Consider the following 25,204-nt stretch of genomic DNA (forward strand, 5'->3'; position numbering starts at 1 on the left):
ATGGTTACGTCTCCATTCCTCAATCCCCGAAGAAATGATTCATCTGTTTTATATAGGCAGGTCTCCTGGCTTGGCTTCATTCTCCGATTCCCTTCCCATGCAGTTGCATAGTGGCATTGAATCATCGTCAGCTTCACAGTTGCGGGGACAGCATCGGAATCACACCGAATTTCCCTATTAAACTACATATAGTAGTACCTGTATAAAACGAACACCATATATTGTTTTTAATAGAATCAAGTGTACCACCCTTGAAATGGAAAGTAAATCTATAAATAGGAAGTTCACGAAAATGTAAAATTTAGACTTCCTCAAGTAAACCCTGTTTCCCAATAAAAAAATAGACGAAGTTTTCACTCCGTCAAATAACATTGCCTTATTCAACTGGTGTCGTAACTTCATCCTTTACGATACTACCTCTCTTCGCTACAATTTCAAGTGATGTAGCTGCAATATAGACCATAACGGCAGCTACTATTGCATTAACGGGTGGTATACCAGGTAATAAGTTGGCTGCCACTATACCTACGGCCCATGCAACAATAGCATTTGCATTAACATTTTTAACTTCTGTTTGAAGATAGCCCGTTTTTCTTCTTAATAAGAAGTAATCCACTAAGATAATCGCACCGATGGAAGGAATGGTCGATCCTAAAATAGTTAACCAGCTAATGAAGTTATTATAGACAATCATGGAAAGCACTGTACCTAGCATTCCATTAAATAAAACGATTTTATTCTTTGGTAATTTGGTAATGTGAGAAAAGCCCAAGCCCGATGTATAGAGTGAATTATCATTGGTGGACCAAATGTTTAGACCTAAAACGATAATGGCTGGAATAATTAATCCTTGAGAAACCATAACATCAGAAATATCTGCATAACCGATGGCTAATGTTCCAACCATACCGAAAGTAAACATTAATGAGTTACCAATAAAATAAGCAATAAAGGTAGTTAGGAAGCCGTCCCTTTTGTTTTTTGAAAATCTCGTAAAATCCGCCGTTAACGTGGCTCCTCCGATAAATGACCCAATACAAATGGATAAAGCTAACGTATAAGAAATACTCTCGGTGGGTTCTAGTTGCATTAAAGCCGTAAAGCCACCCACATCTGCCGTCGCTTTGAACACCGAAAAGCTTCCTAAAATAGCAATGGCAGGGACAGCCACGATACTAAGCGCGGTTAATGCCTTCATCCCCCAATAAGCGGTTGAGGTCATTAAAATACCAGATACAATGATGAGTAAGGGCAAGCTAATTCCCGTTGCCTTGTTCACCATTAAGGCAAATGTGGCCACACCCACACCAAACCATCCCACTTGAATCGCACTTAACAAAAAGGAAGTAAGATACGAGCCTTTCTTACCAAACGAATAACTGGTTAATAAATGAGTAGTTAGTCCTGACTTGGCTCCTATTAGTCCAAGAAACGCGGCATAAATACCTAGAATTAAATTACCGATCAAAACAATGACAATAAATTCCTTCATGCCCATCCCTTGACCCAACGTTCCTCCAGCTACCATGCTAGAAGAGAAGAAAGTAAAACCTAGCATGACAAAAAACATGGATAGAAAGCCTCTACGGTGCCCCTGTGGAATTGGCTCTAATGCAAAATCTTTATCCATATGCTCCATAATTAAAACCCCCTAAGGTATTTATAAGATTAGATTTTTGGTATCAACATTCACGTTTTTTGAATTCCACCAGAGCATCTTAGCGAGACGCTCGGTGTCATTTCTCACAGAAGTGTTAGTATCACATTATTTTGTAAAAGTGGGGATATTCACTTTTACTTCCGCCGGGATCGTTTCAACAAGAACTTCCCCATTTCTGATGGAATATAAAATGGATGATTGACATCTAATGGCTTCATATTCAGAATCTGTATCCAGTACAACTAAGTTCGCTTGGTTTCCAACTGTCAAGCCATAACTTTCTTTCATATTTAAAGTCTTGGCTCCATTCACCGTAATGAGATTCAGGGCTGTAACTATATCGTTATAACCAGTCATCTGACACGCATGTAATCCTACTTCCACCACTCTTAATAAATCACCATTGCCTAGCGGGTACCACGGGTCCATAATGGAATCTAATCCAAAGCAAACATTTATATCGGATTGTAGAAGTTCTTTCACTCGTGTTAAGCCCCTACGTTTAGGATAGCTATCAAATCTTCCTTGTAAATGTAGATTCGCTTTTGGAAGGGAAACAAAATTGATGTTGGACTGTTTCAATAGTTTGAAAAGCTTATACGTATACGCATCATTATAAGAACCCATCGCAGTGGTATGGCTGGCTGTAACTAATTCTCCCATTCCTAACTTATACGCTTCTGCTGCCACCACTTCTAAAAACCTTGATTGCTCATCATCAATTTCATCACAATGGATGTCTACCATTTTCCCATATTTATAGGCTAGTTCGAACGATTTTTTGACCGATTGAACACCATCTTCTCTAGTAAACTCATAATGTGGAATACCGCCCACTACATCTGCCCCCATGATTAAAGCCTCTTCTAACAGCTCATCTCCTTTGGGATACGCATAAATTCCTTCTTGTGGAAAGGCGACAATTTGTACGTCCATCCAAGATTTCACTTCTTCTTTTACTTCTAATAAAGCTTGTAGACCAAGTAAGCTTGGATCCGTTGTATCGACATGGGTTCGAACATACTGAACACCATGTTTCATCTGCATTTTCAATGCCTTTAAAGCTCGATTTTTAATATCTTCCTTGGTTTCTTTTACAACCAACTTTCTTTCAGACCAACACTGAATCCCTTCAAATAAGGTACCCGATTGATTCCATCTAGGAGTTCCCGCCGTTAGGACATAATCTAAATGAATATGTGGTTCTATAAAAGGTGGTAAAACGATTTTTCCTGTTAAATCTATGACTTTATCATTAATTGATATGGGCTGATCAGCCGGAATGATTCTACTAATTTCTCCTTCCTTAATCTCAATACTCCATAATCCTTTCTGGCCATACAGCTTTGCATTTTTTAATATCATCCTCTAGTCATCTCCTTAAGATTTTTTTTTTCAAGTGGAAATAGAATATCTGTATTTGGGAAAGGAATATACTCAAATTCTAATTCTCCTTTTTGCCAATACTGTGCCAATTCATCTCCAGTAGTAAACCAAACATGTGGTTTTTCCTTCATATAAGATATTAATTTATCTAACAATGCAATTCTTGACGAACGGCCAATGAGCTGAGGATGCATCGTTAAGTTAAAGCATCGTCCCTCCTCATATAAACCATCGAATTCCGCTTGCCACAATCGAAAGACCTTATCAGGTTCTTCGATTTGAAACGGCATTGTCCAATCACCTGAGAAAGCAAACTGTTCCCAATCATCTAGCAGCCAAGTCCCTGGTATCTCTAGTAAATGGCTATTGTCCCCACCATCGATTAAATACGGTACATCATCAGCTTGCAGACTTGAATCATATACAAAACCATGTTTTTTTAGTAAATCAGGTGTTCTTGAGTGCATTTCCCATAAAGGCGCTCGATAGCCCATGGGTTTCTTTCCTGTATATTTGCGGAGAACCTCAATACCCTTAACCAACTCAGCCTCCTCTTCTTCAATAGACAACATATCCGATCTTTTATGTAGATATCCATGATGTCCAATGGCGTGATGTTGGTCAATAATTCTCTCGAGGACGGTAGGGTCAAGTTCTGCTGTTGCACCTGGAACAAAAAACGTCCCAGGAACGTTATGCTTTCTCAACACTTCTAAAACACGATTTAAACCAACTCTCCTGCCATAGGTTCCCATCGATAAGACCGAAGGCCGATTGATGTTGTGCTGATCAGCAAAATGTGCAGTTTCTGCATCTACATCAAAGGTGAGAAGTACCGCTATTTTCTTCCCATTGGGCCATTTAATAGAATCAACCATATTAAACTTCCTCCAATAAACATTCTTACTATACGCTTAATATAAGGGAACTTGATCGGTCGTGCTATTCAGTTGTAAGAAAACATAACATAATTTTTTATAAAAATTAAAACTAGTTTTTGTTATTTTTAAAATTAAGCTTATAAATTTGATAAAAAATCAAAATCACTTTATTTTCATCAAAAACCAGGGTCTTCGACTTAACAAGGTATGGTATAATTCATTACATAGATCATCGGAGATTATATAGAAAGAAGGTTGTTTTAATGAATAGTTTAGAAAGAGACGAGAATCCCCTCTTAAAAAGATATAAGCCCATTGCGGATATGATCGTAGCTACATTCGGGAGTTATTGTGAGGTCACGATACATGATTTAACTCATTTTCAATCATCGTTAATCTATTTGAATGGAAACGTAACGGGGAGAAAGACGGGAGCGCCTGTTACTGATGTTATGTTAAAAGAATTGCATACACATGGAGATCAAATAAAGGATATGCTTGGCTTTACGACACGAACGATTGACGGAAAAATCTTAAAAGCCTCCATCTCCTTCATAAGGAATGAAGAAGGCAAAGTGATCGGTTGTATCGGCATCAATTTTGATATCTCCGCTCTTATTTCAGCCAACCAAATGCTTCACAATTTAACCATGACCCCGGATATTGTTGGAATGAATCCGATACCTGAAATGTATCCGAAAGATATTGGGGAAATCTTTCATCATATTATTGAAGATACACTCCAAGAAATTGGCACTCCCATCGATCATATGAAAAGAGAAGATAAGCTTTCCTTTGTCAAACTATTAGATGACAAAGGGGTGTTTTTAATTAACGGAGCCATCGATCGGATAAGTGACACGTTAAAGGTATCAAAGCAAACGATATATAATTATCTTGAGGAAATTAGAATATGATCGTTTCAAAAAGGAAAAAGGGGACAAATAGAGTCACCCTTTTTTCATATTTGTCTCAACTAGTTAATCATCACACTTGTTTTCCGAAGAAAAGAGGAAACTTAAATTTTATATAATTTTTACTAGTAATCTCCATATATCCCTTGGTAATTTTTCTGTTTAATAGTAACCAGTCATATAAGGTCAAGCGTCCCGTATGATTCCCCCGTACGATAGTTTACATCTGTTTTGCCAACCACTCGTTCTACCCTTACTTTGTTACCCAAATAAATAAAGCATTACCCCTGAATGGAGGTAATGCTCTGATATTTTTTACATCATTTAATTTAGGGATGTTGCACTTTTCGTCTTTTGTCCTTTAAAAATAAGCTGATCCAATGCAAAAGTATTAGAACCTGTTAGAGCAAGAGATACGGCCATTACTAAAAATGCTAAATCTAATTCATATCCAGCCATTTGACCATTTCCTAAAAAACCTGCCGCTAATTTCACTTTTAAGATGGCTCCGAGCATAAGTACCGCAAAAAGAACGGAAACCCATCTTGTAAATAACCCAAGTACTAAGGCAAGTCCTCCCACAACTTCTATTAAAGCCACACCGTAAGCAAGAAACCCTGGAAGCCCTATGCTGCTAAACCATCCTACCGTATTTTCAATCCCACCTTGGAATTTAACGAATCCGTGAATAAAAAAGATGATTCCTAATACTACTCGTAAAATGACAGAACTTAATTCAAACTTGTTTTCCATTTTTCTTTTTCCTCCGTGGTTTAATTTTGTTTTGAGATTACTTTTTTGAATCTCCAAACTCTGATTAGAATTGGTTAATTATTTAAATCAGCTAGAATCCATTTCATCAAGTCTTGTTGGTTTTCTACTGAAATTGTATGTCCTTCTGAATAGGATTGAAAAGTAACTTGTGACCCTAGCCCTTGGAAAAACACATGACTGTCTACTCCCCATTCATACGGTAGTACGTTGTCAAATTTACCGTGAGAAATAAACAATGAAAGCTGATTAACAGGTTTCATGTTGTATTCTTCTTTAACGAATCCAGGAATATAACCGCTTAGGGCAACAATCCCCTTGATTCGGTTCCCCAATGTTAAGCCAAGCGTCATGGACAAAATCGCTCCTTGACTAAATCCAAGTAAATATATGCTATCTGGGTTGATTGGATAATTGTCAGTTGCATAATCAATGAAGGTAGTCAACTCACTGATTGCATGGTCAAATGCTTCTCTATGTGGTTTACCAAAGCCTTGAATGGTAAAGTATGCAAAACCTGGTGGTTGAGCTAAAGGACCACGAACGCTAAAAATGTAAAACGTATCTTCTAGTCCCTGAACAAGCGGCAGCATATTTTGTTCATTACTTCCCATACCATGCATCACAAAAATAGCAGGATAGGTTTTATTTGGCTCAATTTGAGATGGTTTACGAAGTTCATAAATCATTGGTGAATTCAATATACCTCATCCCTCCTTAAAATATTTACTCATATAGAAAACAATTCTCTATTAGAAAACACCTGAACAAAAAAATTGTTTCTTAATATGAATACTTGTTGTTTATAAGATAACAACCAAAGATATAGTATGTCAACAGTTTATTTGCTAATATATAATTATGTTTCATAATTGAAAACATTGGAGATGATTCGTCTGGATATTGGAGCCAAAATTCGAGCCATAAGAAACAGAAAAAATATCACCATTTCTCAGATGTGTGAAGGAACAGGTCTTTCTAAAGGATTTATTAGCAATGTAGAGAACAACAATACTTCACCTTCTATTAATACATTAAGTACCATTGCAACGTTTTTAGATGTCCCTCTACCCTATTTACTGTTAGAAAAGAAGCAGCATATGCGTGTGGTTCGGAAAGAGGAAAGAACCAATTCTTCTTTTAATCATTTAAAAATTGAGCACTTAGCATCCAAAGGCGGACTGAGAACGATGATCGTTGAATTCCCCCCAGGAACTTCCATTGGAGAACCTCATTCACACGAGGGAGAAGAGTGTCACTTAGTTTTGGAAGGAAAAATACTGGCTGAACAAGGAGAGGATTCATTTATTGTAGAAGAAGGTGATTCCTTTAGTTGGAATGCGAGTGTCCCCCACTACGTTAAAAACATTGGAGATAGTAAAGCCGTAGTATTTATTTCTATCTATTCGGAAACTGAATTGATAGATGTATTATGATTTTTAAAAGGGACGGTTCCCTCGCTCTTGTTAGAAGCAAAAGGAACCGTCCCTATTTTTCATGTTTTACTCCTTGGTGGAGACTCTATTAGCAAAAACCACCAATTACCTTTATAATATCCAAGTATAATACAGGCTCTGCTACTTTTTGTAATGACCTTAAAGTTAATGTCTTTTGTTGGGGAAAGGTATCATTTAGTTTTGTTGTTGGTACAATGTAAAATTCCCATTGGCTAGTATCCTGTGGATTAATAATAGTAGGATCCTTTTCTTTCATTAGACAAAAGACATAGATGTCTGCATTCCTTTTGGCATCTGGACTATATTTATTTGTTTCGTAGTCAAATTCCTTTTTATGCCCGATGCTAAAGCTGATCTTCGATGGTTTACCACTATACCAAGCCTGAATGTAAGCAGCTGATTTCACCTCTATTTTCTTATCTTTATAGATCAAGTCATAAGCTTCCCATTCTATTCTGGATTGATTTACAGTCCCAAGTGCCGAAGCAACTAAAAATTCTGCAAATATCCCTCTTAAATTATTTGTTAAGATGTTGGAAAATCCCCATTGCCAAAAATCTAATATGGTATATTCAGTCCCTAATACCTTCTCACCTTGGCTTAGTCGGATATTTGGATTCATCCACTGCACTTCCTTAATAAAATGTCTATCTTTGCTTGTGTACTTTTATAAGTTACCTAAAAATTGAAAATCTAATCCATAAACAAACAGTAAAACTGTCTTGAAGGCTTACATGTATAAACTGCTCAAATCATTAACTTAATTTCAAAAAGATTGCCGAGTGCAGTAAAAAGTTAAATCTTATGGTCAGGTAAAGCCTAAATAGGAGAATAGTAGGGATTGCTTCATTAACTTTAGAGCTAGCTTAGGGCTTTCTTATCCACAACAAAAAAACCACCGTTTCTTGGTGGTTTATAGTACCTTTTCTCTTTTTTCTTCTTCGTAAACTCTTTCCGTTACAAATTGCTTTAATAGGGTTTGGTAAGGAATGCTTTTGATTGCAGCTAAATGTTGTAATCTTTCTAACAAATCCTCTTCGAATCTTATATTAATTGGTTTTGTACTTGTTGAGGTCTTTCTAGGGGGTGGTAGGTCATCTTCGTCATCTTCAGGAATGTAACTGTCTTCTAGCAGTTCTTCGCTCATTCTATGGGTTTCCCAAAACTCAACTGCTTCATCTTCGGTCATTCCTTTTGGAATTTCAGATTCATGGTGGATAATGATTTTTCCATTTTTATTCAACTCTGGTTCTTTTCTGTTTGATAAAGTCATGATTAACTCCTCCTTCTTCTGTTATAGGCACGTTTTTCTGGTTCTTCTGAATCCCAACCTGTGATTGGTCTAATTTTTTTCTCTCTTTTCTCATAAACAATAGTTAGCAATCGTCCATCTTCGGTCATTCCAATTATCTTTCTTCTTCCGTCGTATGCATTGTGTTTACATCTGTTGGGATCGTAAAACACTTGTTCTACTTCCTCCGTTGAAAGATTGTGTCTTTCTACTTTCCATATATTGTGTCTATCCCAATCGAACACGATTCCAGCCTCTCCCTTATTATACATGTATATATTACAGTATATACATAGCACACTATATTTTTTATTATGTTCCCAATCTAAGTTGGGAACATATAGAAGAATTAATAGTAATGATTGTCCTGGTCCATCATTATTTATATATTTCTCTCATTGAGTCTCTATCACATGGTCCATATATTCTTTCGACTTTCACATAGTTATTTTGTATCTTTTACTATCCAATACCTTTCTACATTTTTTTCAATATCTTGTAATTTACTTATCTATTACATTACCTACTTCACCCTCTGAATACATATTCCCCTTCTCCGATTGTAATCTCTCTTTTTCTCACGTGTGGAACTTTACCGCAATTCTCAATTGTCACTAACGTAACCGATACCGTACCACCTTCAAGACAAAATAAAAGAGCCCTGTATAAGGACCCTTTCTTTGTTAGTAATCTATTTTACTTATTAACTATCTTGGTTAATTATTGCTTACTGTTCTATGGCAAGCTTACTCCTCTTGAACTAACATATAAGGTGTACCATTCGTCACGACTAAGCGTCACCTTTAATGCCTCGACACACCCCTGAATCCGTGCAAGGTTTGTTGTTCCAATAACCGGTTGTATCGCTGCCGGATGCTTCATCAACCACGCCAGCACAATGGCTTCCTGCGAAACTTGTTTTTCCTCTGCGAACCTTTGCACCAACAAAGCCGTATTCTTAACATTCTCGCCGGCATTTTCAAGGTCGCGCCCTGTATATATTCCTTTTGCCAGTGAACCCCACGCTTGCAGTTGGATATTTTCTAATTGACAATATTCAAGCGTTCCTTCAGGGAGCACATTGTCACGTGCAGCCACTTGATTCACATGCACCCCTGTTTCAAGCCAGCCGATTTTATCTAGACTCATTTCTAATTGGTTGACAATGAGCTTCTCATTGCAGTTATTTTGCAATAAACGGATTTGCCCGGCACTCATGTTCGAAACACCAAAGTAACGGACCTTTCCTGAAGATTTTAATTGGTGAAAAGCCTCTGCTACTTCTCTTGAATCCATAAGGACATCTGGACGGTGTAACAAGAGAACATCCAAATAATCTATATTTAACCTAGAAAGAATACCATCGACACTATCAAGTATATAAGACTTTGAAAAATCATAGCGTGCAGGCAAGCCTTTTTCCTCATCAGGAAAGCGAATCCCAAGTTTCGATTGAAGAATCATGTTTTCACGTAAAGTTGGTTTTTCTTTCAATACTTGACCAAAGACTGTTTCCGCTTTTCCAAATGCATAAATATCAGCATGATCAAACATATTAATTCCGTTTTCCAGCGCAAGTTCCACTACTTCGTGTGCTTGCGTAATATGCTCAGATTGGATCGGATCTCGATTCCATCCCCCTCCAAGCCCCATGCATCCGTAAATAAGTTGACTAGCCGCTAATCCACTTTCATTGATTGGTAATTTCATACATACTCTCTCCCTTTTATATCAAATATTGAGCAATTTCCCCGTTTTCATCTACATAATTAATGACTGATTGATTTGTTTTCAAATCGATAAACAACGTGCAACGCACATCATGTTTTTTCCATAAAATCTGATTTCATCATTGGCCGAATCCAGTACAGAAAATTCCCAATTAAAAGTATCGTATTCATTTCAGAATCTGATCAACTTGATGAGATCGACGAATCTCTTAATAAAGAGGTGTTACGCCTCCGCCCAAGCTCTGATTGACGTTCTAATTTCTATATTCGGATGGTTAAGAGCCTCTTCCATCATTAGAGAAAGATATGTATCTTGTAATGCTTCATCTAACGAATAAAAGGGCTTGCCGGTAGACAAATATTCACCCATCAAAAGCATGCAGGTAGCCACGGCAATTTCATCATCATTCAATCTAGCATTCTTGAAAGGAGTTTTATAAACAAATTCTTCGCCTAGCATCAGTGCGAAATGCGACCATTCCTGATTGCTGTATCTTCCCAAATCGATTCGGTTTAATTCTTGTGTAACAGGTACGTTATCAGGTGTAAGATATCGAACGGTCAAATCGTCAATTTCTCCTCTAACCCCTTGTATAGTCAATTGACGTGTTCGTATAAATGAGTGGTACTGAGCAGGGTCGGAAAAATCAAAAAACGCGACTTTTCCGTTTTCGAATTCCAAAGTCAAACGGTCTCTTCTACAAGAAAAAGTCTCCCCGTCGAAAAGCATGCCTTCACGCCCATATGTCTCTGTTACATCAAAGGAAAACCTTTTCCCGTACATCACACAGTTATCAAAATCAATATTAAGAAACTTCCGAATCATACTCGTTCCATGATATCCATGCAGCGATGATAGATTAACGTTACTTACTTCTCCAAGTTTTCCGTCTTGAATGACTTTCAGCCAGGAAGCATATAAAGGCTGAAGAAAATATTGTTCGGCTATTTGTATTTTTGCATCGTATTTTTTCGCTTGTTCCCACAGTTCTTCCAACGATTCAATGGTTTCGCCAGGAGGCGTTTCGCATAAAACTGGAATCCCTTTTTTGAATAAATCTATCAAATAATCGGTAACTGTACCTCTCTTAATCGACAATACCACATAATCTGGATTACTTTGCATCAAGTCATCTAAAGAATTCACCACTTTCACCCCAAAGGTTTCAGCGAATTTCTCCCCTTTTTCTTTATCCCTGATCAATACTTCTGTTAATTCATATTGATCAGGAATCGCCCTCGCAATTCGTATGTAAAATTCAGCACGCCACCCAGAACCAATTAGTCCAAATCGAATTTTCCCCATGTTGACTCCTCCTTTATTCTTTTACTCCACCTGATGTTAACCCTGCAATAATCCTCTTCTGGAATAATAAGACTAAAATAATTAGCGGTACGGTTACGACAATCGAAGCGGCAGCCATATCACCCCATGGAAGTTCATAGTTACTTGGGAATAGAGAAATTCCCACCGGTACCGTTCTCATATTGTCATCTGTCATAAACGTTAATCCATAAATATATTCATTCCATGAATTGATAAACACCAACAAAGCTACCGAGAATGTGGCAGGCTTGATTAATGGCAGCATGATCTTAAAGAAAATTTGCATCCTAGTACACCCGTCAAGAATAGCTGCTTCCTCGAAGCTTTTCGGTAATTGACTGAAGAAATTAGTTAACAACCAAATCGATAACGGCAAAGCGAATGTGATATAAGGAATGATTAACCCGGCATATGTATTCAATAACCCCAGATTCTTTAAAATTAAAAACAATGGGCTTACGGTTGAAATTGTAGGGAACATCGAAATGCTTAAAATCGCCATAAGCACTACTTTTTTCCCTTTAAAGCGGAGCCTTGCCAAAGCATAGGAGGCAGAAGCGCCAATCAAGATGCTTAAAAATGTTGTAATCGAAGCAACGATAAAACTATTTAATAAATACCGTGCAAACGGATGTTTTTCAAACACGTTAAAATAAAATTGGACGTTTATTTTGCTCGGAAACCATTTTGCAGGTATAGATGCTATTTCCGACAGCGGTTTTATTGACGTTAAAAATTGCCAGATAAATGGCAGCATAATAAAGACTAAAAACAAGAGGACCATGATATAAAACAAGGAATTTTTTAGCATTTTCTTCGTTTTAACATCCATCTTATACCTTCCTTTCCTGAAACTAAGCTAGATTTTTGCCTAAAGCTTTCATGTAAATCAGACTAATGATAAAGACGATGATAAAAATCAGAATAGACAGCGCAGAACCATATCCGAAATCTAGGAATTTCATCAGGTTATTATACGCATATAAAGATACACTTTCAGATCCATTGGCCCCACCGGTCATAACGGAAACCAAATCAAAGACTCTAAATGCATCTAATGTTCTGAATAACAAAGCAACTAATATCGTACTTTTTACCATTGGCAAAGTAATTTTCACAAACGACTGAAAGGCATTTGCTCCATCAATTTTGGCAGATTCATACAATTCATTCGGGATCATTTGAAGTCCAGCTAGTATTAATAAAGCCATAAACGGAGCCGTCTTCCACACATCTGTGATCACAAGCGCCATGAAGGTACCGCTCTCTGTACTTAACCAAGCTTTATATTCATCAATAATCCCCATTCGAAATAACACATCATTAAACAAGCCATACTGGTCATTATAGATAAATTTCCACATAAGAGCAGATACAGTTGTTGGAATCGCCCATGGAATCAAAATGGCTGCCCGGACCATTCCTCGTCCTTTAAACGTTTTATTCATGATGAGTGCAGCACCCACACCAATGATCAATTCCAATACAACGGTCGTTATCGTGAATTTAAATGTAAAACCAATGGAAGCTAATGCTCTTGGATCTTGAAACAATTTCACATAATTCTCAATCCCAATAAACGGAAATCCAGAACCTGGGTCTGTCAACACCATTTCATGCAAACTAATCCAAAAAGTTCTTACGATTGGATAAACAGCAATAATCAACAACATGATAATCGCTGGGGACATCATGATCCAGGCGTCTCTCGTTTCCTGTTTTTGCAGTGAACTTTTCATTCCCACATTTATCCTTTCTTATGAAATCACCTGCAGAAAGTCAGGTATTCTGCAGGTGATATTCATTTTTTCTTATTTGCTTAACTCTTCAAGTTCGCTTTGGGTCTTATCTAGCGCCTTTTCCACGCTCACTTCTCCAGTTAAAGCAGAGTGGATATTTCTTTGAATAGCATCAGAAACCTTTGCGTACTTAGGAGACATCGGTCTTGCTTTACCATTCATAATAATTCCATAAAACTCTTCGTAAAACGGATTGACTTCTAGAACTTCTGGATCTGTATAAACCGATTGTAATACTGGTGGTTGTGCCGCGATTAAATTCATTTCTTTTTGTGCTTTTTCACCAGACAAATATTTTATGAAGTCAACAGCTGCTTCTTTTTGGTCTTCGTCTATGGCTTTATTGATGACAAGATTTAAGCCACCTAAAGTTGAATGTGGTTCATCCCCATTTGGACCAATTGGTAAAGTAGCTACTCCAACTAGGTCTTTTACTTTTGAACCCTCACGGTTTGCTTGGCTCCAGAATCCAGACCAATCACGTAAAAATAAAGCTTTACCATCTAAAAATACTTGTTCACTTTCTGGTTCTGTATAGGTGGTAATTCCTTCTGGAGCATAATTTTTCACTAAATCAGCCATAATTTTTGTAGCTTCGATATTGTTTTCAGAATTTACAACTGGTTTGCCAGAAGAGTCTAATACTTCCCCTCCATTATTCGCTACAAATTCTACCCAGTTACAAACCAAAGCTTCCGATTGTGCGGCTTGGAAATCTGCCACATATTCAACCCCATTTACACCCTTTGCTTTTTCTGAAAGATCCATCCATCCTTGGTATGTAGTAGGCGGTTGTACTCCCAGTTGTTCGAGCACGTCTTTACGGTAAAATAGAGCGCTTGCATTAGTGAACCATGGGAACGATACCAGTTTCCCATCGTACGTTGCCGCATCAATGGTTCCAGGCAGGTACTTATCTTGTGTAGATTCATCAAAATGTGGAGTTAAATCTTCTAACCAGCCAGCGGCAGCAAACTCTGATACATAGACCACATCCACAGCCATAACATCTACACTTGTATCACCAGAAGCTAACTTGTTGACGAAATCATCATGAACCACGTTTGCATCCTGTGGCAAAATATTCGTTTCCACTTTCACTTTGTCTTGACTTGCATTGTACTCATCGATCAATTGTTGAGCCGGTTTTCCAATTCCTTGGTCAAATGAGAACGTGATTGTCACAGGTTCATTTGATGATTCCGAGTTTGAAGTTGAAGATTTACCACTGCATGCTGCTAAAGAAAAAATGAGTGAACCTGCAACTAATGGTGCCAATAATTTTTTAACTTTTTGCTTCATTAAGTATCCCCCACCTTAAATTAAATTTAGGAAAACGTTTTCCTAATGTGAAAACGTTTTCCTCCGTTAAATAGAATTATAGATTATAAGGATGTCTCAAATCAATCAAAATTTTTAAAAAATTTATATTATTTTAATAGGTTTTCTTTAATTCTACCCTCTAAATACTAAAATAGTGTCATTTATGTAAAAAATAAAAAAGAAAAACAAAAAGAACAGGAAAAGGATTTCCTGATCTTTAAAGTTTATCTATATTCTACGCACACTATTTCTTCTAATTATTTTATGTGGTACAAATTGTGTCTTTGGTATCGTTGTATTCTTTTTACTCATAAGCTTAAAAAGCGTCTTTGCTGCTTTAACACCCTCATCAAAGTAAGAAATTCTAACCGTCGATAATTCAGGGGTAAAGTATTTTCCTATTTCTGAGTCATCGAACCCTAAAATGGAAATATCGTCAGGAACTGAAACTTGAGCACTTTTTAAAAATCTGATCGCCCCAATAGCCATTACATCGTTGCAGACCATTACTGCAGTTGGTAATACTAAATTTTCTTCATAAATTCTCTTCATACAATTATATCCGGAGTCAAAGGTGAAATCCCCATGTTCAATATATGAATCCGGAACTACAAGTTCGTTTTCTTTTAAGGCTAACTGAAATCCTTTCATCCGTTTTTGCCCAGACGAATAATCATTTTCGGGTCCGCCTATAAATGCGATTTTTTTATGATTATTTTCAATTAAAAAAGAGACCGCATCGTATGTTGCCCGAATATTGTCATGAACGACTGTATATAATATTTCTTCCCCACCTGATGCTTCTTGAGTGACCAAAACTACTGGGAATTCATTCTTTTTCATTCCATCTATTAGAGTAGGGTTTACATCGACTCCTGCAAATAAAACACCATCTATTTTTTTATCTCCTAATATCTTTAATAGTTCAATTTCCTTTTCCTGTTTCCCCCCCGATTCACAAACCATTAAAGTATAATTTTTTTGTTCACAAACACTGTTAATTCCCTTCGTTAAAGCACCGAATACGGGATTTGAGATATCCGGTACTATAATTCCGATAATGTTTGTTTGATTAGTAATTAAACCTCTTGCTAAGGAATTAGGCTTGAAATCATTTTTTTTAATTACTTCTTCTACTCTCTTCTGTAATTCCGGACTAACTGTTTTTGATTTATTAATGACTCTTGAAACAGTTGAGATTGAAACCTGTGCCTCTTTAGCAATATCTTGAATAGTAATGGACATACAATCACCACCTCGAATTGGAGAAAACGTTTTCCTTTGTAAATCCTATATTACTAAACTTTTTTTATGTTGGTCAATTATATTTTTAACCAAAATATCATTAACCTATAATGTGATTGATTGTACACCTATAAATATTAATTTTCTATTCTGGTAAAAAAATAAAACAAGGCAGACTTATACCTTCCTTAAGTCAGCCCTGTTTTTTGATTCATGCAAAATGAAGTTCTTTTCTCTCATCCATTCTCTTACCATATGTCCATTCCTTTAAATGAACATATACTTCTTCCCCGATGGAAAATTCAGCAAAAATATCTTGATGAACTACCCACTGCTCCCCTTCAACCATAATCGTATAGTGAATCTCTTTTCCTTGATATTGCACATTCGTGATTATTCCTTTTACACCATCGTCACTCAATGAGAGTTCTAGTTGTTCGGGTCGAGCTGGAAAGAGGTTTTTCGCTCTTAATTCTGAGGTGACCGCCGTTCCATCCCATTTAATAGAAGGTTGATGAAATGGATAAAAGGCCGTACCTTCCCATTTTCCTTTTATTAAGTTCGCTTTCCCCACAAAGGAGGCAACGAATGATGTGGTTGGTGAGCTATAAATTTCCTTCGGAGTTCCTACTTGTTCAATCTTTCCTTTATTCATGACAACGATTTTATCCGCCATGGCTAGTGCTTCACTTTGGTCATGTGTCACATACACAATTGAAGCCTTTGTCACTTGGTGAAGTTGCTGAATCTCCTTTCGCATCCCCATTCGCAATTCAGCATCTAAGCTACTAAGTGGTTCGTCCATTAACAATAAGGCGGGTTTAGGAGCGATCGCACGTGCTAAAGCCACCCTTTGTTTTTGACCTCCTGAAAGTTCACTTGGCATTCTTTCTCCAAGATGATGCATATTTACCATTTTTAACACTTCGTCCACTCGATGATCGATGCTGGGTTTCAGTTCTTCACTTAAAAATTGATGGTGTTTTAGAGGAAAACGAATATGATCCCTTACATTCATATGCGGCCACAAAGCAAAGGATTGAAAGACCATTCCGATATTACGCTTTTCGGGTGGCAAGAAGAAGGTTGAGTTCGCGATTAATTTATGATTCATCCACACATCTCCTGAAGATGGTGAATCAAAACCAGCTAATAATCGAAGCAATGTGGTTTTCCCACAGCCTGATGGCCCAAGAATTGCAACAAACTCCCCTTCTTTTATATCCAAGTTGATTTGACGCAAGGCGTTAAAGGAACCATAATTTTTATTTACGTTCTTAATTTGAGTGGTCATGATGCAACATCCTCCTATCCCATACCTTTTGCAAGACCGCTACCATCATAATGGCTAATAAAATAAACAAAACAATGATACTTGAGAAAGCAGTGGAGTAAGTGGAATACCCTGCTTGTTCAAAATTGAAGATCACAAGCCCGATCGTCTCCGATCCACTAGACCATAAAAGGGAGGAAACCGTTAGTTCCGTTAGTGCGGTTAAAAAGACAAGTAATGCACCACTGATGACTCCAGGAAAAATCAATGGTATTAAAATTTGCTGCCATTTATAAAATCCATTCGAACCACTCACTCTCGCTGCTTCCTCCATCGAAGGGTCAACCTGCATAAACGCGGTAATGCTTCCCCTGACCTGTAAAATTAAAAAACGGGTCACATAAGCGATGAATAAAATCGTGATGGTTCCGTAGATTCCGGGATTCCAACCCGGGATGGGTTCCATCCAAGCAAAAATCATCGCTAAGGCTAAAACCGTACCAGGTAAGGCATAAGGAATGCCAATAATCATTTCTACCCCTTTTGAGATCATAGAGGGCTTTTTTGTCCTAACGTAAGCTATTCCCGTACCGATCACCAAACAAACAACCGCCGTGAAGATCGCTAAGTTAGCACTGTTTTTTAAAGAAGTGATGGCCTTTTGATTCTCAAGCAACACAAATTGATAGTTTTTTAAACTTATATTTTCAAGTGCAAACTGCAACCCATATGCTTTAATCAGTGAGGCAGAAAGCATAGATAGAAGCGGAACCATGGTGGTTACTAGCAAAAAGCTCCATAACAGCAGTTCAATCGTAAGACGGGTTCTTTTAGTTAATAGGAATCGAGGTTCTTTATCCTCTACCGCTGTTTCCGTATGTTTAGCCTTTTTGAGTAGCAACCACTGAACAAACGTACCTGTTAAGGCAATGAATCCTAAAATCACCGATAAAGTCGCTGCCCGTTCAAAGGAATTTGGCCCAAACCCTACGATTTGCTCATAGATATATGTGCTTAGCACTCGGATATTACCTGGTATTCCAAGAAACGCAGGAATACCAAAATTATCCAAGCTGGCAAGAAAGGCAAGAAACCCACCACTCGCTATTCCAGGTATTGCTAGCGGAAGGGTGATTTTTTGGAAAGACTGCCACTTGCTTGCTCCTGACACCCTTGCCGCATATTCCAGATCACGAGGAATTTTTCTAAGAACACCCACCGTCAATAAATAGACAAGTGGATAATGCGAGAATCCCATAACCATAATGATTCCTTGTAAACTATACATATTCAAAGGTTCTACTGATCCCGGAAGCAAGCTTAATAGATGAGCGAAAAATCCATTTTTATTCATGAACTGAGTCCATGCTAAGGTTGTGATATAAGACGGAATAATAAAAGGTAAAAAAATAAAAACTTGAATCAGCTTTTTTCGCCTAATATTGGTGTACGCTACTACCCAAGCCGTCATCACCCCTAAGACGATCGCAATAATCGACGAACCTCCAACGACATATAACGTGTTTTCAATCGTTTTCCATGTAGAACGATCTTGAAGGACGGACGTATAATTTCCTATGGTGAAGCTACCCTCGGAAGAAAAGCTTAGAAAAACCAGTCTAAATATAGGTAAAACAAAAAAGACCACGACGAAACCTACACCTATGAATAACAACCATTTATTTTGGTTTTGAACTCGACTCATAACATTTTGCAACATTCAGGATTTCTCTCCTTAGATGATTATGACCTTATGAAATAAGGCTAACTCAACGGAAGAATTTGAGTAGCCTTATAGCTATGAAGAACTTCTATTGTCCAAAAATGGTTTCAAATTCCTTTTTATCATCTTCTCTTGCTTGATATAATTCACTAATATCTGCATCCATCACATTCATTTCGTCAATCGTTTGTAACCCTTCTGGCGCTTCCACACCTTTGCGTATTGGTGTATAACCAATTTCCGCGGCTAATTCTTGACCTTCTTCTGATAAAACGAAATCAACAAACGCTTTGGCTGCTGCTTCGTTTTCCGCATCCTTCATAATCCCGATTGGTTCTGTGATCACTGGTACTCCTTCTTTTGGATAAATCAGTTCTACTGGAGACCCTTCAGCTTTTGCTCGTGCAACGATAAAGTCCACAACCATCCCATATGATTTTTCACCACCTGCAACCGCTTGAAGAACCGCTCCATTCCCTTTTGTCACCGTCATGTCATTTTCTTTTAAACTCTTAAAATAGTCCCAGCCGAAAGTTTCATTTCGTGTAAATACACCTAAATTATAAGCAGCTGCTCCTGAATAAAAAGGACTTGGCATGATAGTTTCCCCTTTAGAGCTCTCATCTGTTAAAACATCCCATGAGTCCGGCATTTCCGATACATTCGCTGTGTTTGCTACTAAGGCTGTCGCCATCACCTTTGTCCCCGCATACATGCCATCTGGATCGACTAGATTAGAAGGAATTTCACTGAGTTCCTCTGACTTATATTCAAGTAATAGATCGTCTTCTTTCAAATCCTCAAACGTGACCGAATCCGCTACTAATAAGACATCTGCTTGAATATCTCCCGCTTTTTGCTCCGCTTTAATTTTGCTAACGACCTCTTCTGTTCCTGAACGATACGTTTGAACAGTTACATCAGGATATTTCTGTGTGAATGCATCTACTAATTTTTGTGCATCTTCATCTGGTTGTGAGGTGTAAAAAGATAGATCTCCTTCAATGGCAGCTGCACTTTCACTCGTTGCATTACTTTCCTCACTCCCACAACCAGCAAGTGCGAATGATACAAGACCTAATAGTAATCCACCTTTTACTTTTTTCATGTTTCCTTCCTCCTTAAGAATGTTGTTTTTGTGAATTGAAAGGTTGATTTAATGAATCGTATGTAATTTTTGCAAGTCTCTCTATGAACGATGCCTACTATTGCTCGTCTGAATACACGGATTGGATATGTAATCCAGCCTCCTCTCCGAAACTATAGATGTAAGTGTAATAGATCGATATTAAGAGACATTAGACGCACGACTAATTTTTTGAAAATTTCTTGTAAAGGGAAACATTTTTATTTTTGCTTTCTTTACCTTTTTAGAAAGTGTTGTTTACTAGAATAGGTGGTTTTCAGAAGGTTTTGGCGAGGATGGAATGTTAATTTTATGTTAGGAATTTACATTTTCTTATTATATAATAATCTTTCCTCCCCACATGTGCTTGATCAGACTCAGATGTGAATTTATTAAGATAAGTAAGTTATTAAAAGGATGGTAGCTTCCAAAGTATAATAAGCGGAGTTTTTCCGGTTAGATGCAGAACGAAGCCCGTTTCGGGGGTTAATAAGGGGAGATTTTCCGGTTACACAAAGGAAAAAGCCCTATTTTCACGTTTTTCGAGTCTATAGGCGGAATTTCTCCGTCTATTAAAGCTATTTTTTATCGTATTTTTTAATTAAGCGGAATTTTTCCGTCTATTAAAACTCATTTGCCGCTAAGTCGAAGAGACCGGATTCATTCAGAATCCGGTCTCCTTTATGATGGAACTAGGAACTATAACGTAACAGCTACACCATTCTCACTTGTAAATTTCGGCAGCCATTCACCATGTGCTTCAATTAAGTCGTCACATAGAGAGATAATGTCGTCCATGGATAACTCAGCGGCGGTATGCGGGTCAAGCATGGCAGCCTGGTAAATATATTCCTTTTTCAACGTGACTGCTGCTTCGATGGTTAAGAGTTGTGTGTTGATATTCGTACGGTTTAATGCTGCGAGCTGCTCTGGAAGGTCCCCCACATAGGTTGGAGTGATTCCGCTGCGGTCCGCGATACAAGGCACTTCGACACAAGCTTTTTCTGGAAGATTGCTAATCAGTCTTCCGGTGTTTAAGACATTCCCACCAAATTTAAACGGAACATCTGTCTCCATGGCTTCAATAATGCGCGATCCATATTCACGAGAACGAACATGATTCAAGGAATGATTATTAACCAGATCCTCCCTCATGGCTACCCAATCATTAATTTGCTTTTCACAGCGACGTGGGTATTCATCTAGCGGTATATTGAAACGCTCAATTAACTCAGGGTAACGAGATTTGATAAAGTACGGGTGATATTCCGCATTGTGTTCAGATGACTCCGTCACATAAAACCCGAATTTATCCATTAATTCAAATCGAACCATATCGCCATGCTTTGTTTTTTGCAATTCACGGGCTCTTCTCTTAATTTCAGGATACAAGTCCACGCCATCCTTGCTAACCTCAAGCAACCACGCCATGTGATTGATCCCGGCAATTTTCTCCTTCACACCTGCACGATCCATCCCCAATGCCTCAAACAAATCTTTTGTACAAACCTGCACACTGTGACAGAGGCCAACCGTTTTAATATTGGTAAATCGATTCATGACCCCAGTCAGCACAGCCATCGGGTTGGTATAATTCATAAATAAGGCATCCGGACAAACTTCCTCCATATCCTTTGCAAAATCAAGCATCACCGGAATCGTTCGTAGGTTACGGAAGATTCCGCCGATTCCAACTGTATCGGCAATGGTCTGCCGTAAGCCATATTTTTTCGGAATTTCAAAATCGATCACGGTACTCGGTTTATAGCCTCCAACCTGGATCGCATTGATAACATATTTCGCGCCTCTTAAAGATTCCTTCCGATCCGTATACGCTTTAATCGTTAGGTTTTTCCCGAGTGTTTCCTTTAAATTGTTTAGCATTTGTTCGGAATCACGCAAACGTTGTTCATCAATATCAAATAAGGCAAATTCGAAGCCATCCAACGCGTCAACAAACATGCAATCTCCTAACACATTTTTTGCAAATACGGTACTACCTGCTCCAAGAAAAGTAATTTTAGACATAAGTGAACCTCCAATTTTTTAAGTGAGTTTGTTTAAATATATGAAGCTTTTTCTCGTAAATTATCCTTTAACCGATCCAGATGCCAACCCTTTAACAAAGTGCTTCTGTAATAGTAGAAACAATACGACCATTGGAAGGACAGCCATGATGGCTGCGGAAGCAACAAGATTCATTCGGTTGGCATTTTCCCCAAAGAATCCTGCCAGTGCAACGGTGCTGGTCTTCACTTCTTCTGCTTGAAGGAAGAAGATGGCGAATTGGTAATCGTTCCAAATGAATACACATGAAATGATTAAAATGGATGCCGTAACCGGCTTCAATAAAGGGAATACAATTCGGAAAAAGATTCCCAGTGTACTAGCACCATCCATTTTTGCGGCTTCTTCCAATTCCTTAGGTATCGTCGAGCGAATAAAGCCTGAATACAAGAATATGGTTAATGGAAGGAAGGACGCCACATTATTCAAGATGGCAATTTCGAGCGTATTCATCATTCCGATGTCGACTACGAGCTTATATAATGGAACCAAAGCGGTTAAAGGCGGAATCACCATCACCGCAATAAAGATCATGAAAACAAATTTATTTAGTTTCGTCTGCCTTCTGGCCAAGGGATAGGCGGCCATCGAGCCAAAAACAATCAATAATAAAGCACTTACAAAGGTAATAATCGAAGTATTCGAGAGCGCATTGCCAAGACTCGCCGTTTCCCACGCCTCTGCAAAGTTCTCAAACGCCAGGACCTTGGGAAACACCCATTTCGAACTAAAATCTCCCCTTTCCTTTAATGCGGTCGTAATCAAAATATAAAAAGGAATAAGGTGGAAGGCTGAGATCAAAAGCGCGACTCCTGAGAGTAACCACTTTTTCTTTTTACCCATATAGTCCATTACGCCTCAATCTCCTTCCGTTTGAAATACACAAGCGCTGCCAGACTAAGAATCAAAATGATAATGGCCATAAATACACCTTGCGTCGCGGCATATCCTGCATCTTGTCTATTAAAATAAAGATCATACATAAACGTAGACATGGATTGCGAAGCATAGCCCGGTCCGCCGCCTGTCAGCGAGATGATCACATCGAACAATTTCAATCCCCCAATAATGTTGATCACCATGTTGATGGTGATCGACGGCATTAACATCGGCAGGGTGATATTTTTAAATTGCTGAAAACTAGACGCTCCGTCAATTTGTGCGGCTTCGTAATAATCCTTTGAAATACTTTGCAATCCAGCCAGGTAAATAATCATCGCAATTCCAACAAACTGGAAGGTATTAACGAAAACGATCAACCAAATATTTATTTTTGGATCACCTAATGCATTAATTTTATCCAATCCGAAAAATACAAGCAGATCATTCAGTGCCCCGCCTTGGAAGGCAAAGAAAAAGTAGAAGATATAGCCCATAATCAGCGGGCTGATAATCACTGGAAGGTACACAATTGTCCTCGTAAAATTTTTCATGTAGATTCTTTGGTTTAATAAAAGGGCGTACCCAAGACCGATCACGTTTTGCAAAATGGTACTGCCCACACCATACAGCAGGGTGTTTTTTACGACCAGCCACGTATCCGGATCCTTCAGCATCCTCGTATATTGACTGAAGCCAACATAGTCGTACGTTTGTGAAAACCCGTTCCAGTTGGTAAAAGAAATTTTAATTCCGTTTAAAAATGGGTAAAGGATGAAAAAGCAGACAGCAGCTAGAGCGGGAAGATACATCCACCAAAGCGAGGATTCCTTCCGCGTTTTACGTTTCCTTTCCACTTCTACAGAAGAGCCGGCCATCGACTTGCTTCTTGTCTCCACTCCTATCAACGTCACCAACTCCTAGAATGTTAGATTTGGAGGAGAGGCGAAAACCTTCCTCCCTCACAAAACTATTTCTTCTGCGCTAGCAATCTCTTATATTCCTCTTCCATCTTTTTCGAAACCTCGTCCGGTGTCATTGTTCCAGACAATAATTCCTGACCAGTAGCACCCATTGGATCCCACATACCGCTTGGAAGGTAAATTCTGTCGAAGTAAGGTTCCACTTTCACATCCGCGTATTTTTCGTAGTATTCAGAGTAATAGTTTTTCGATTCCGTATTGGTCAGACCACTTGGAAGAGACGTCCCCTCCGCAATCTCTTTCACTATCTCCGGCTGCGAAATGAATTCTAAGAACTTTTTCGCTTCTTCTTTGACTTTAGAATCTTTCCAAACCGCTAATGTATGACGCTCGCCACCAATCCAGCTCGGCTCGTCGCCTTCCTCGATCACAGGCATGGGAATAACCCCAAGCTTGACCTCTGGGTTTACCTCTTCAACAGAAGGACCGAGCATTCCGCCGCCAACGATAAATCCAATTTTATTCTGCGCCATTAAGTCGACCATCTGATGATTCTGGGCCGTCAATATATCTTCATTCAGGAGCTTCTTCTCGTGCATTTCCTTTAGTTTTTCTGCTAAAAACGTATAATTTGACCAATCAAACGTGCCATCTAGCAATTCTTTTTGATAGTTTTGTTCTCCAGTAATTAAGAGTGGTGTGGAAAACTGATCAAAATACTGTCCGAATGCGGATTTATCAGAACCAGCAAACCAAAGTGGAGTCACTTCGCCCTTTCCTTTTTTCTTGATGGTTTCAAGTGCTGTCACGAACTCATCAAAGGTGGTCGGCGGCTCAATTCCATATTCCTCTAGCAAGGTTGCGTTATATGTAAGTCCGTCTTTTGCCTGATTTAGAGGGTACGCATAGACTTTTCCAGATTCATCTTTTAAAATTTGCTCCAGTGCTGGATCCAGATCCTTCACCCAGTCCATATCTTTTAAATCTTCAACATATTCCCCGTAACGGTGAATTGCCCAGCCGTGGGTATCAAATAAGTCAGGCATATCATTTGCCGCCATTTTGACTCGCAGCATTCCTTCATACCCGTCAGCAGGATAATTTTCTTTAATATCGATATCAGGATTTTCTTTTTCAAACTTTTTTACGACATTTTGCAGCGTGATTTTATCTGCTTCATTCGTTACCGTCGAATACAAGTTTACAACCGTCAGATCACTGTTTGCTTCATTCCCCCCGGATGCTTTATTGCATCCAGCCACAATCGTTGTCAACGCGGCTGCAACCGCCACCGTCTTTAAAAGCTTTTTCAAAATAAACGCCCCCTCAGTCATTTTTTAAACAATAAGTAAAATTACCTATTCAAATGAGTTCATTTTCTTGCTGACGTTTGGGAGCAACTATATAATAGAATTAGCTCCCGTTCATT

23 protein-coding genes and 1 riboswitch are annotated in these 25,204 nt (G+C 38.3%); of the genes, 2 read left to right on the forward strand and 21 right to left on the reverse strand.

The window, feature by feature from the left end:
* Positions 1-38 precede the first annotated feature (38 nt).
* A riboswitch (cobalamin riboswitch) is annotated at positions 39-217 on the reverse strand.
* A gap of 159 nt (positions 218-376) precedes the next feature.
* The 3 genes from codB to MKX65_RS11290 all read right to left on the reverse strand — a co-directional run bounded on the left by codB (position 377) and on the right by MKX65_RS11290 (position 3,924).
* Positions 377-1,639: a cytosine permease gene (codB, locus tag MKX65_RS11280; protein WP_160548864.1), complete on the reverse strand. Its 1,263-nt coding sequence runs from the start codon at positions 1,637-1,639 to the stop codon at positions 377-379.
* A gap of 126 nt (positions 1,640-1,765) precedes the next feature.
* Positions 1,766-3,025, reverse strand: a complete 1,260-nt coding sequence (gene codA / locus MKX65_RS11285) for a cytosine deaminase (protein ID WP_160548863.1) — start codon at positions 3,023-3,025, stop codon at positions 1,766-1,768.
* Complete coding sequence (locus MKX65_RS11290; protein ID WP_160548862.1) at positions 3,022-3,924, reverse strand: polysaccharide deacetylase family protein; 903 nt, start codon at positions 3,922-3,924, stop codon at positions 3,022-3,024. Before MKX65_RS11290 ends, codA begins: the two co-directional genes overlap by 4 nt.
* Positions 3,925-4,190: 266 nt before the next feature.
* On the opposite strand from MKX65_RS11290, the gene MKX65_RS11295 reads away from it, so the two are divergent.
* Positions 4,191-4,844 (forward strand): PAS domain-containing protein, encoded by a 654-nt coding sequence (locus MKX65_RS11295; protein WP_160548861.1) that lies wholly within the window; start codon positions 4,191-4,193, stop codon positions 4,842-4,844.
* Between the two features lie 321 nt (positions 4,845-5,165).
* On the opposite strand, the gene MKX65_RS11300 is transcribed toward MKX65_RS11295, so the two are convergent.
* Together MKX65_RS11300 and MKX65_RS11305 are read right to left on the reverse strand one after the other, a co-directional pair.
* The gene (locus MKX65_RS11300; RefSeq protein WP_340903669.1) at positions 5,166-5,594 is read right to left on the reverse strand and encodes a DoxX family protein; all 429 of its coding nucleotides are present in this window, start codon (positions 5,592-5,594) and stop codon (positions 5,166-5,168) included.
* Positions 5,595-5,668: 74 nt separating this feature from the next.
* Positions 5,669-6,313: an alpha/beta hydrolase gene (locus tag MKX65_RS11305; protein WP_340903670.1), complete on the reverse strand. Its 645-nt coding sequence runs from the start codon at positions 6,311-6,313 to the stop codon at positions 5,669-5,671.
* 195 nt (positions 6,314-6,508) lie between these two features.
* Here MKX65_RS11305 and MKX65_RS11310 point away from each other — a divergent pair, with 195 nt between their 5' ends.
* Positions 6,509-7,048, forward strand: coding sequence for a cupin domain-containing protein (locus MKX65_RS11310; protein ID WP_160548871.1), 540 nt, complete (start codon positions 6,509-6,511; stop codon positions 7,046-7,048).
* An 88-nt stretch (positions 7,049-7,136) separates the two neighbouring features.
* On the opposite strand, the gene MKX65_RS11315 is transcribed toward MKX65_RS11310, so the two are convergent.
* The 16 genes from MKX65_RS11315 to MKX65_RS11390 form a co-directional block, all read right to left on the reverse strand.
* Positions 7,137-7,691 carry a hypothetical protein gene (locus MKX65_RS11315; RefSeq protein WP_340903671.1) on the reverse strand — a complete coding sequence of 185 codons (555 nt, stop codon included), beginning with the start codon at positions 7,689-7,691 and terminating at the stop codon, positions 7,137-7,139.
* A gap of 291 nt (positions 7,692-7,982) precedes the next feature.
* The gene (locus MKX65_RS11320; RefSeq protein ID WP_160548857.1) at positions 7,983-8,342 is read right to left on the reverse strand and encodes a CopG family antitoxin; all 360 of its coding nucleotides are present in this window, start codon (positions 8,340-8,342) and stop codon (positions 7,983-7,985) included.
* Positions 8,343-8,344: 2 nt separating this feature from the next.
* On the reverse strand, positions 8,345-8,605 hold the full coding sequence (locus MKX65_RS11325; RefSeq protein ID WP_160548856.1) for a BrnT family toxin: 261 nt from the start codon (positions 8,603-8,605) through the stop codon (positions 8,345-8,347).
* 490 nt (positions 8,606-9,095) lie between these two features.
* Positions 9,096-10,070 (reverse strand): aldo/keto reductase, encoded by a 975-nt coding sequence (locus MKX65_RS11330; protein ID WP_160548855.1) that lies wholly within the window; start codon positions 10,068-10,070, stop codon positions 9,096-9,098.
* Positions 10,071-10,313: 243 nt separating this feature from the next.
* Positions 10,314-11,396, reverse strand: coding sequence for a Gfo/Idh/MocA family protein (locus tag MKX65_RS11335; RefSeq protein WP_340903672.1), 1,083 nt, complete (start codon positions 11,394-11,396; stop codon positions 10,314-10,316).
* Between the two features lie 13 nt (positions 11,397-11,409).
* The gene (locus MKX65_RS11340) at positions 11,410-12,249 is read right to left on the reverse strand and encodes a carbohydrate ABC transporter permease (protein ID WP_377057882.1); all 840 of its coding nucleotides are present in this window, start codon (positions 12,247-12,249) and stop codon (positions 11,410-11,412) included.
* Between the two features lie 22 nt (positions 12,250-12,271).
* Entirely contained in the window at positions 12,272-13,156 is an 885-nt protein-coding gene (locus MKX65_RS11345; protein ID WP_340903673.1) for a carbohydrate ABC transporter permease, read from the reverse strand.
* Between the two features lie 72 nt (positions 13,157-13,228).
* Positions 13,229-14,518 (reverse strand): extracellular solute-binding protein, encoded by a 1,290-nt coding sequence (locus MKX65_RS11350; protein ID WP_160548852.1) that lies wholly within the window; start codon positions 14,516-14,518, stop codon positions 13,229-13,231.
* Between the two features lie 249 nt (positions 14,519-14,767).
* Positions 14,768-15,784, reverse strand: coding sequence for a substrate-binding domain-containing protein (locus MKX65_RS11355; RefSeq protein ID WP_160548851.1), 1,017 nt, complete (start codon positions 15,782-15,784; stop codon positions 14,768-14,770).
* 211 nt (positions 15,785-15,995) lie between these two features.
* Complete coding sequence (locus MKX65_RS11360) at positions 15,996-17,078, reverse strand: ABC transporter ATP-binding protein (RefSeq protein ID WP_340903674.1); 1,083 nt, start codon at positions 17,076-17,078, stop codon at positions 15,996-15,998.
* Positions 17,062-18,777, reverse strand: a complete 1,716-nt coding sequence (locus MKX65_RS11365) for an ABC transporter permease (RefSeq protein WP_340903675.1) — start codon at positions 18,775-18,777, stop codon at positions 17,062-17,064. The genes MKX65_RS11360 and MKX65_RS11365 overlap by 17 nt, the downstream gene beginning before the upstream one ends.
* A 91-nt stretch (positions 18,778-18,868) precedes the next feature.
* The gene (locus MKX65_RS11370; protein ID WP_340903676.1) at positions 18,869-19,888 is read right to left on the reverse strand and encodes an ABC transporter substrate-binding protein; all 1,020 of its coding nucleotides are present in this window, start codon (positions 19,886-19,888) and stop codon (positions 18,869-18,871) included.
* A gap of 717 nt (positions 19,889-20,605) precedes the next feature.
* Positions 20,606-21,934: an alpha-glucosidase/alpha-galactosidase gene (locus MKX65_RS11375; RefSeq protein ID WP_340903677.1), complete on the reverse strand. Its 1,329-nt coding sequence runs from the start codon at positions 21,932-21,934 to the stop codon at positions 20,606-20,608.
* A 60-nt stretch (positions 21,935-21,994) separates the two neighbouring features.
* A complete protein-coding gene (locus MKX65_RS11380) occupies positions 21,995-22,825 on the reverse strand; it encodes a carbohydrate ABC transporter permease (protein WP_340903679.1) in 831 nt (276 codons plus the stop codon).
* The gene (locus MKX65_RS11385) at positions 22,825-23,730 is read right to left on the reverse strand and encodes an ABC transporter permease subunit (RefSeq protein WP_160548869.1); all 906 of its coding nucleotides are present in this window, start codon (positions 23,728-23,730) and stop codon (positions 22,825-22,827) included. The genes MKX65_RS11380 and MKX65_RS11385 overlap by 1 nt, the downstream gene beginning before the upstream one ends.
* Positions 23,731-23,822: 92 nt before the next feature.
* Positions 23,823-25,088: an ABC transporter substrate-binding protein gene (locus MKX65_RS11390; RefSeq protein WP_340903680.1), complete on the reverse strand. Its 1,266-nt coding sequence runs from the start codon at positions 25,086-25,088 to the stop codon at positions 23,823-23,825.
* Between the last annotated feature and the right edge of the window lie 116 nt (positions 25,089-25,204).

Source organism: Robertmurraya sp. FSL R5-0851, assembly GCF_038002965.1.
GTDB lineage: Bacteria > Bacillota > Bacilli > Bacillales > Cytobacillaceae > Robertmurraya_A > Robertmurraya_A beringensis.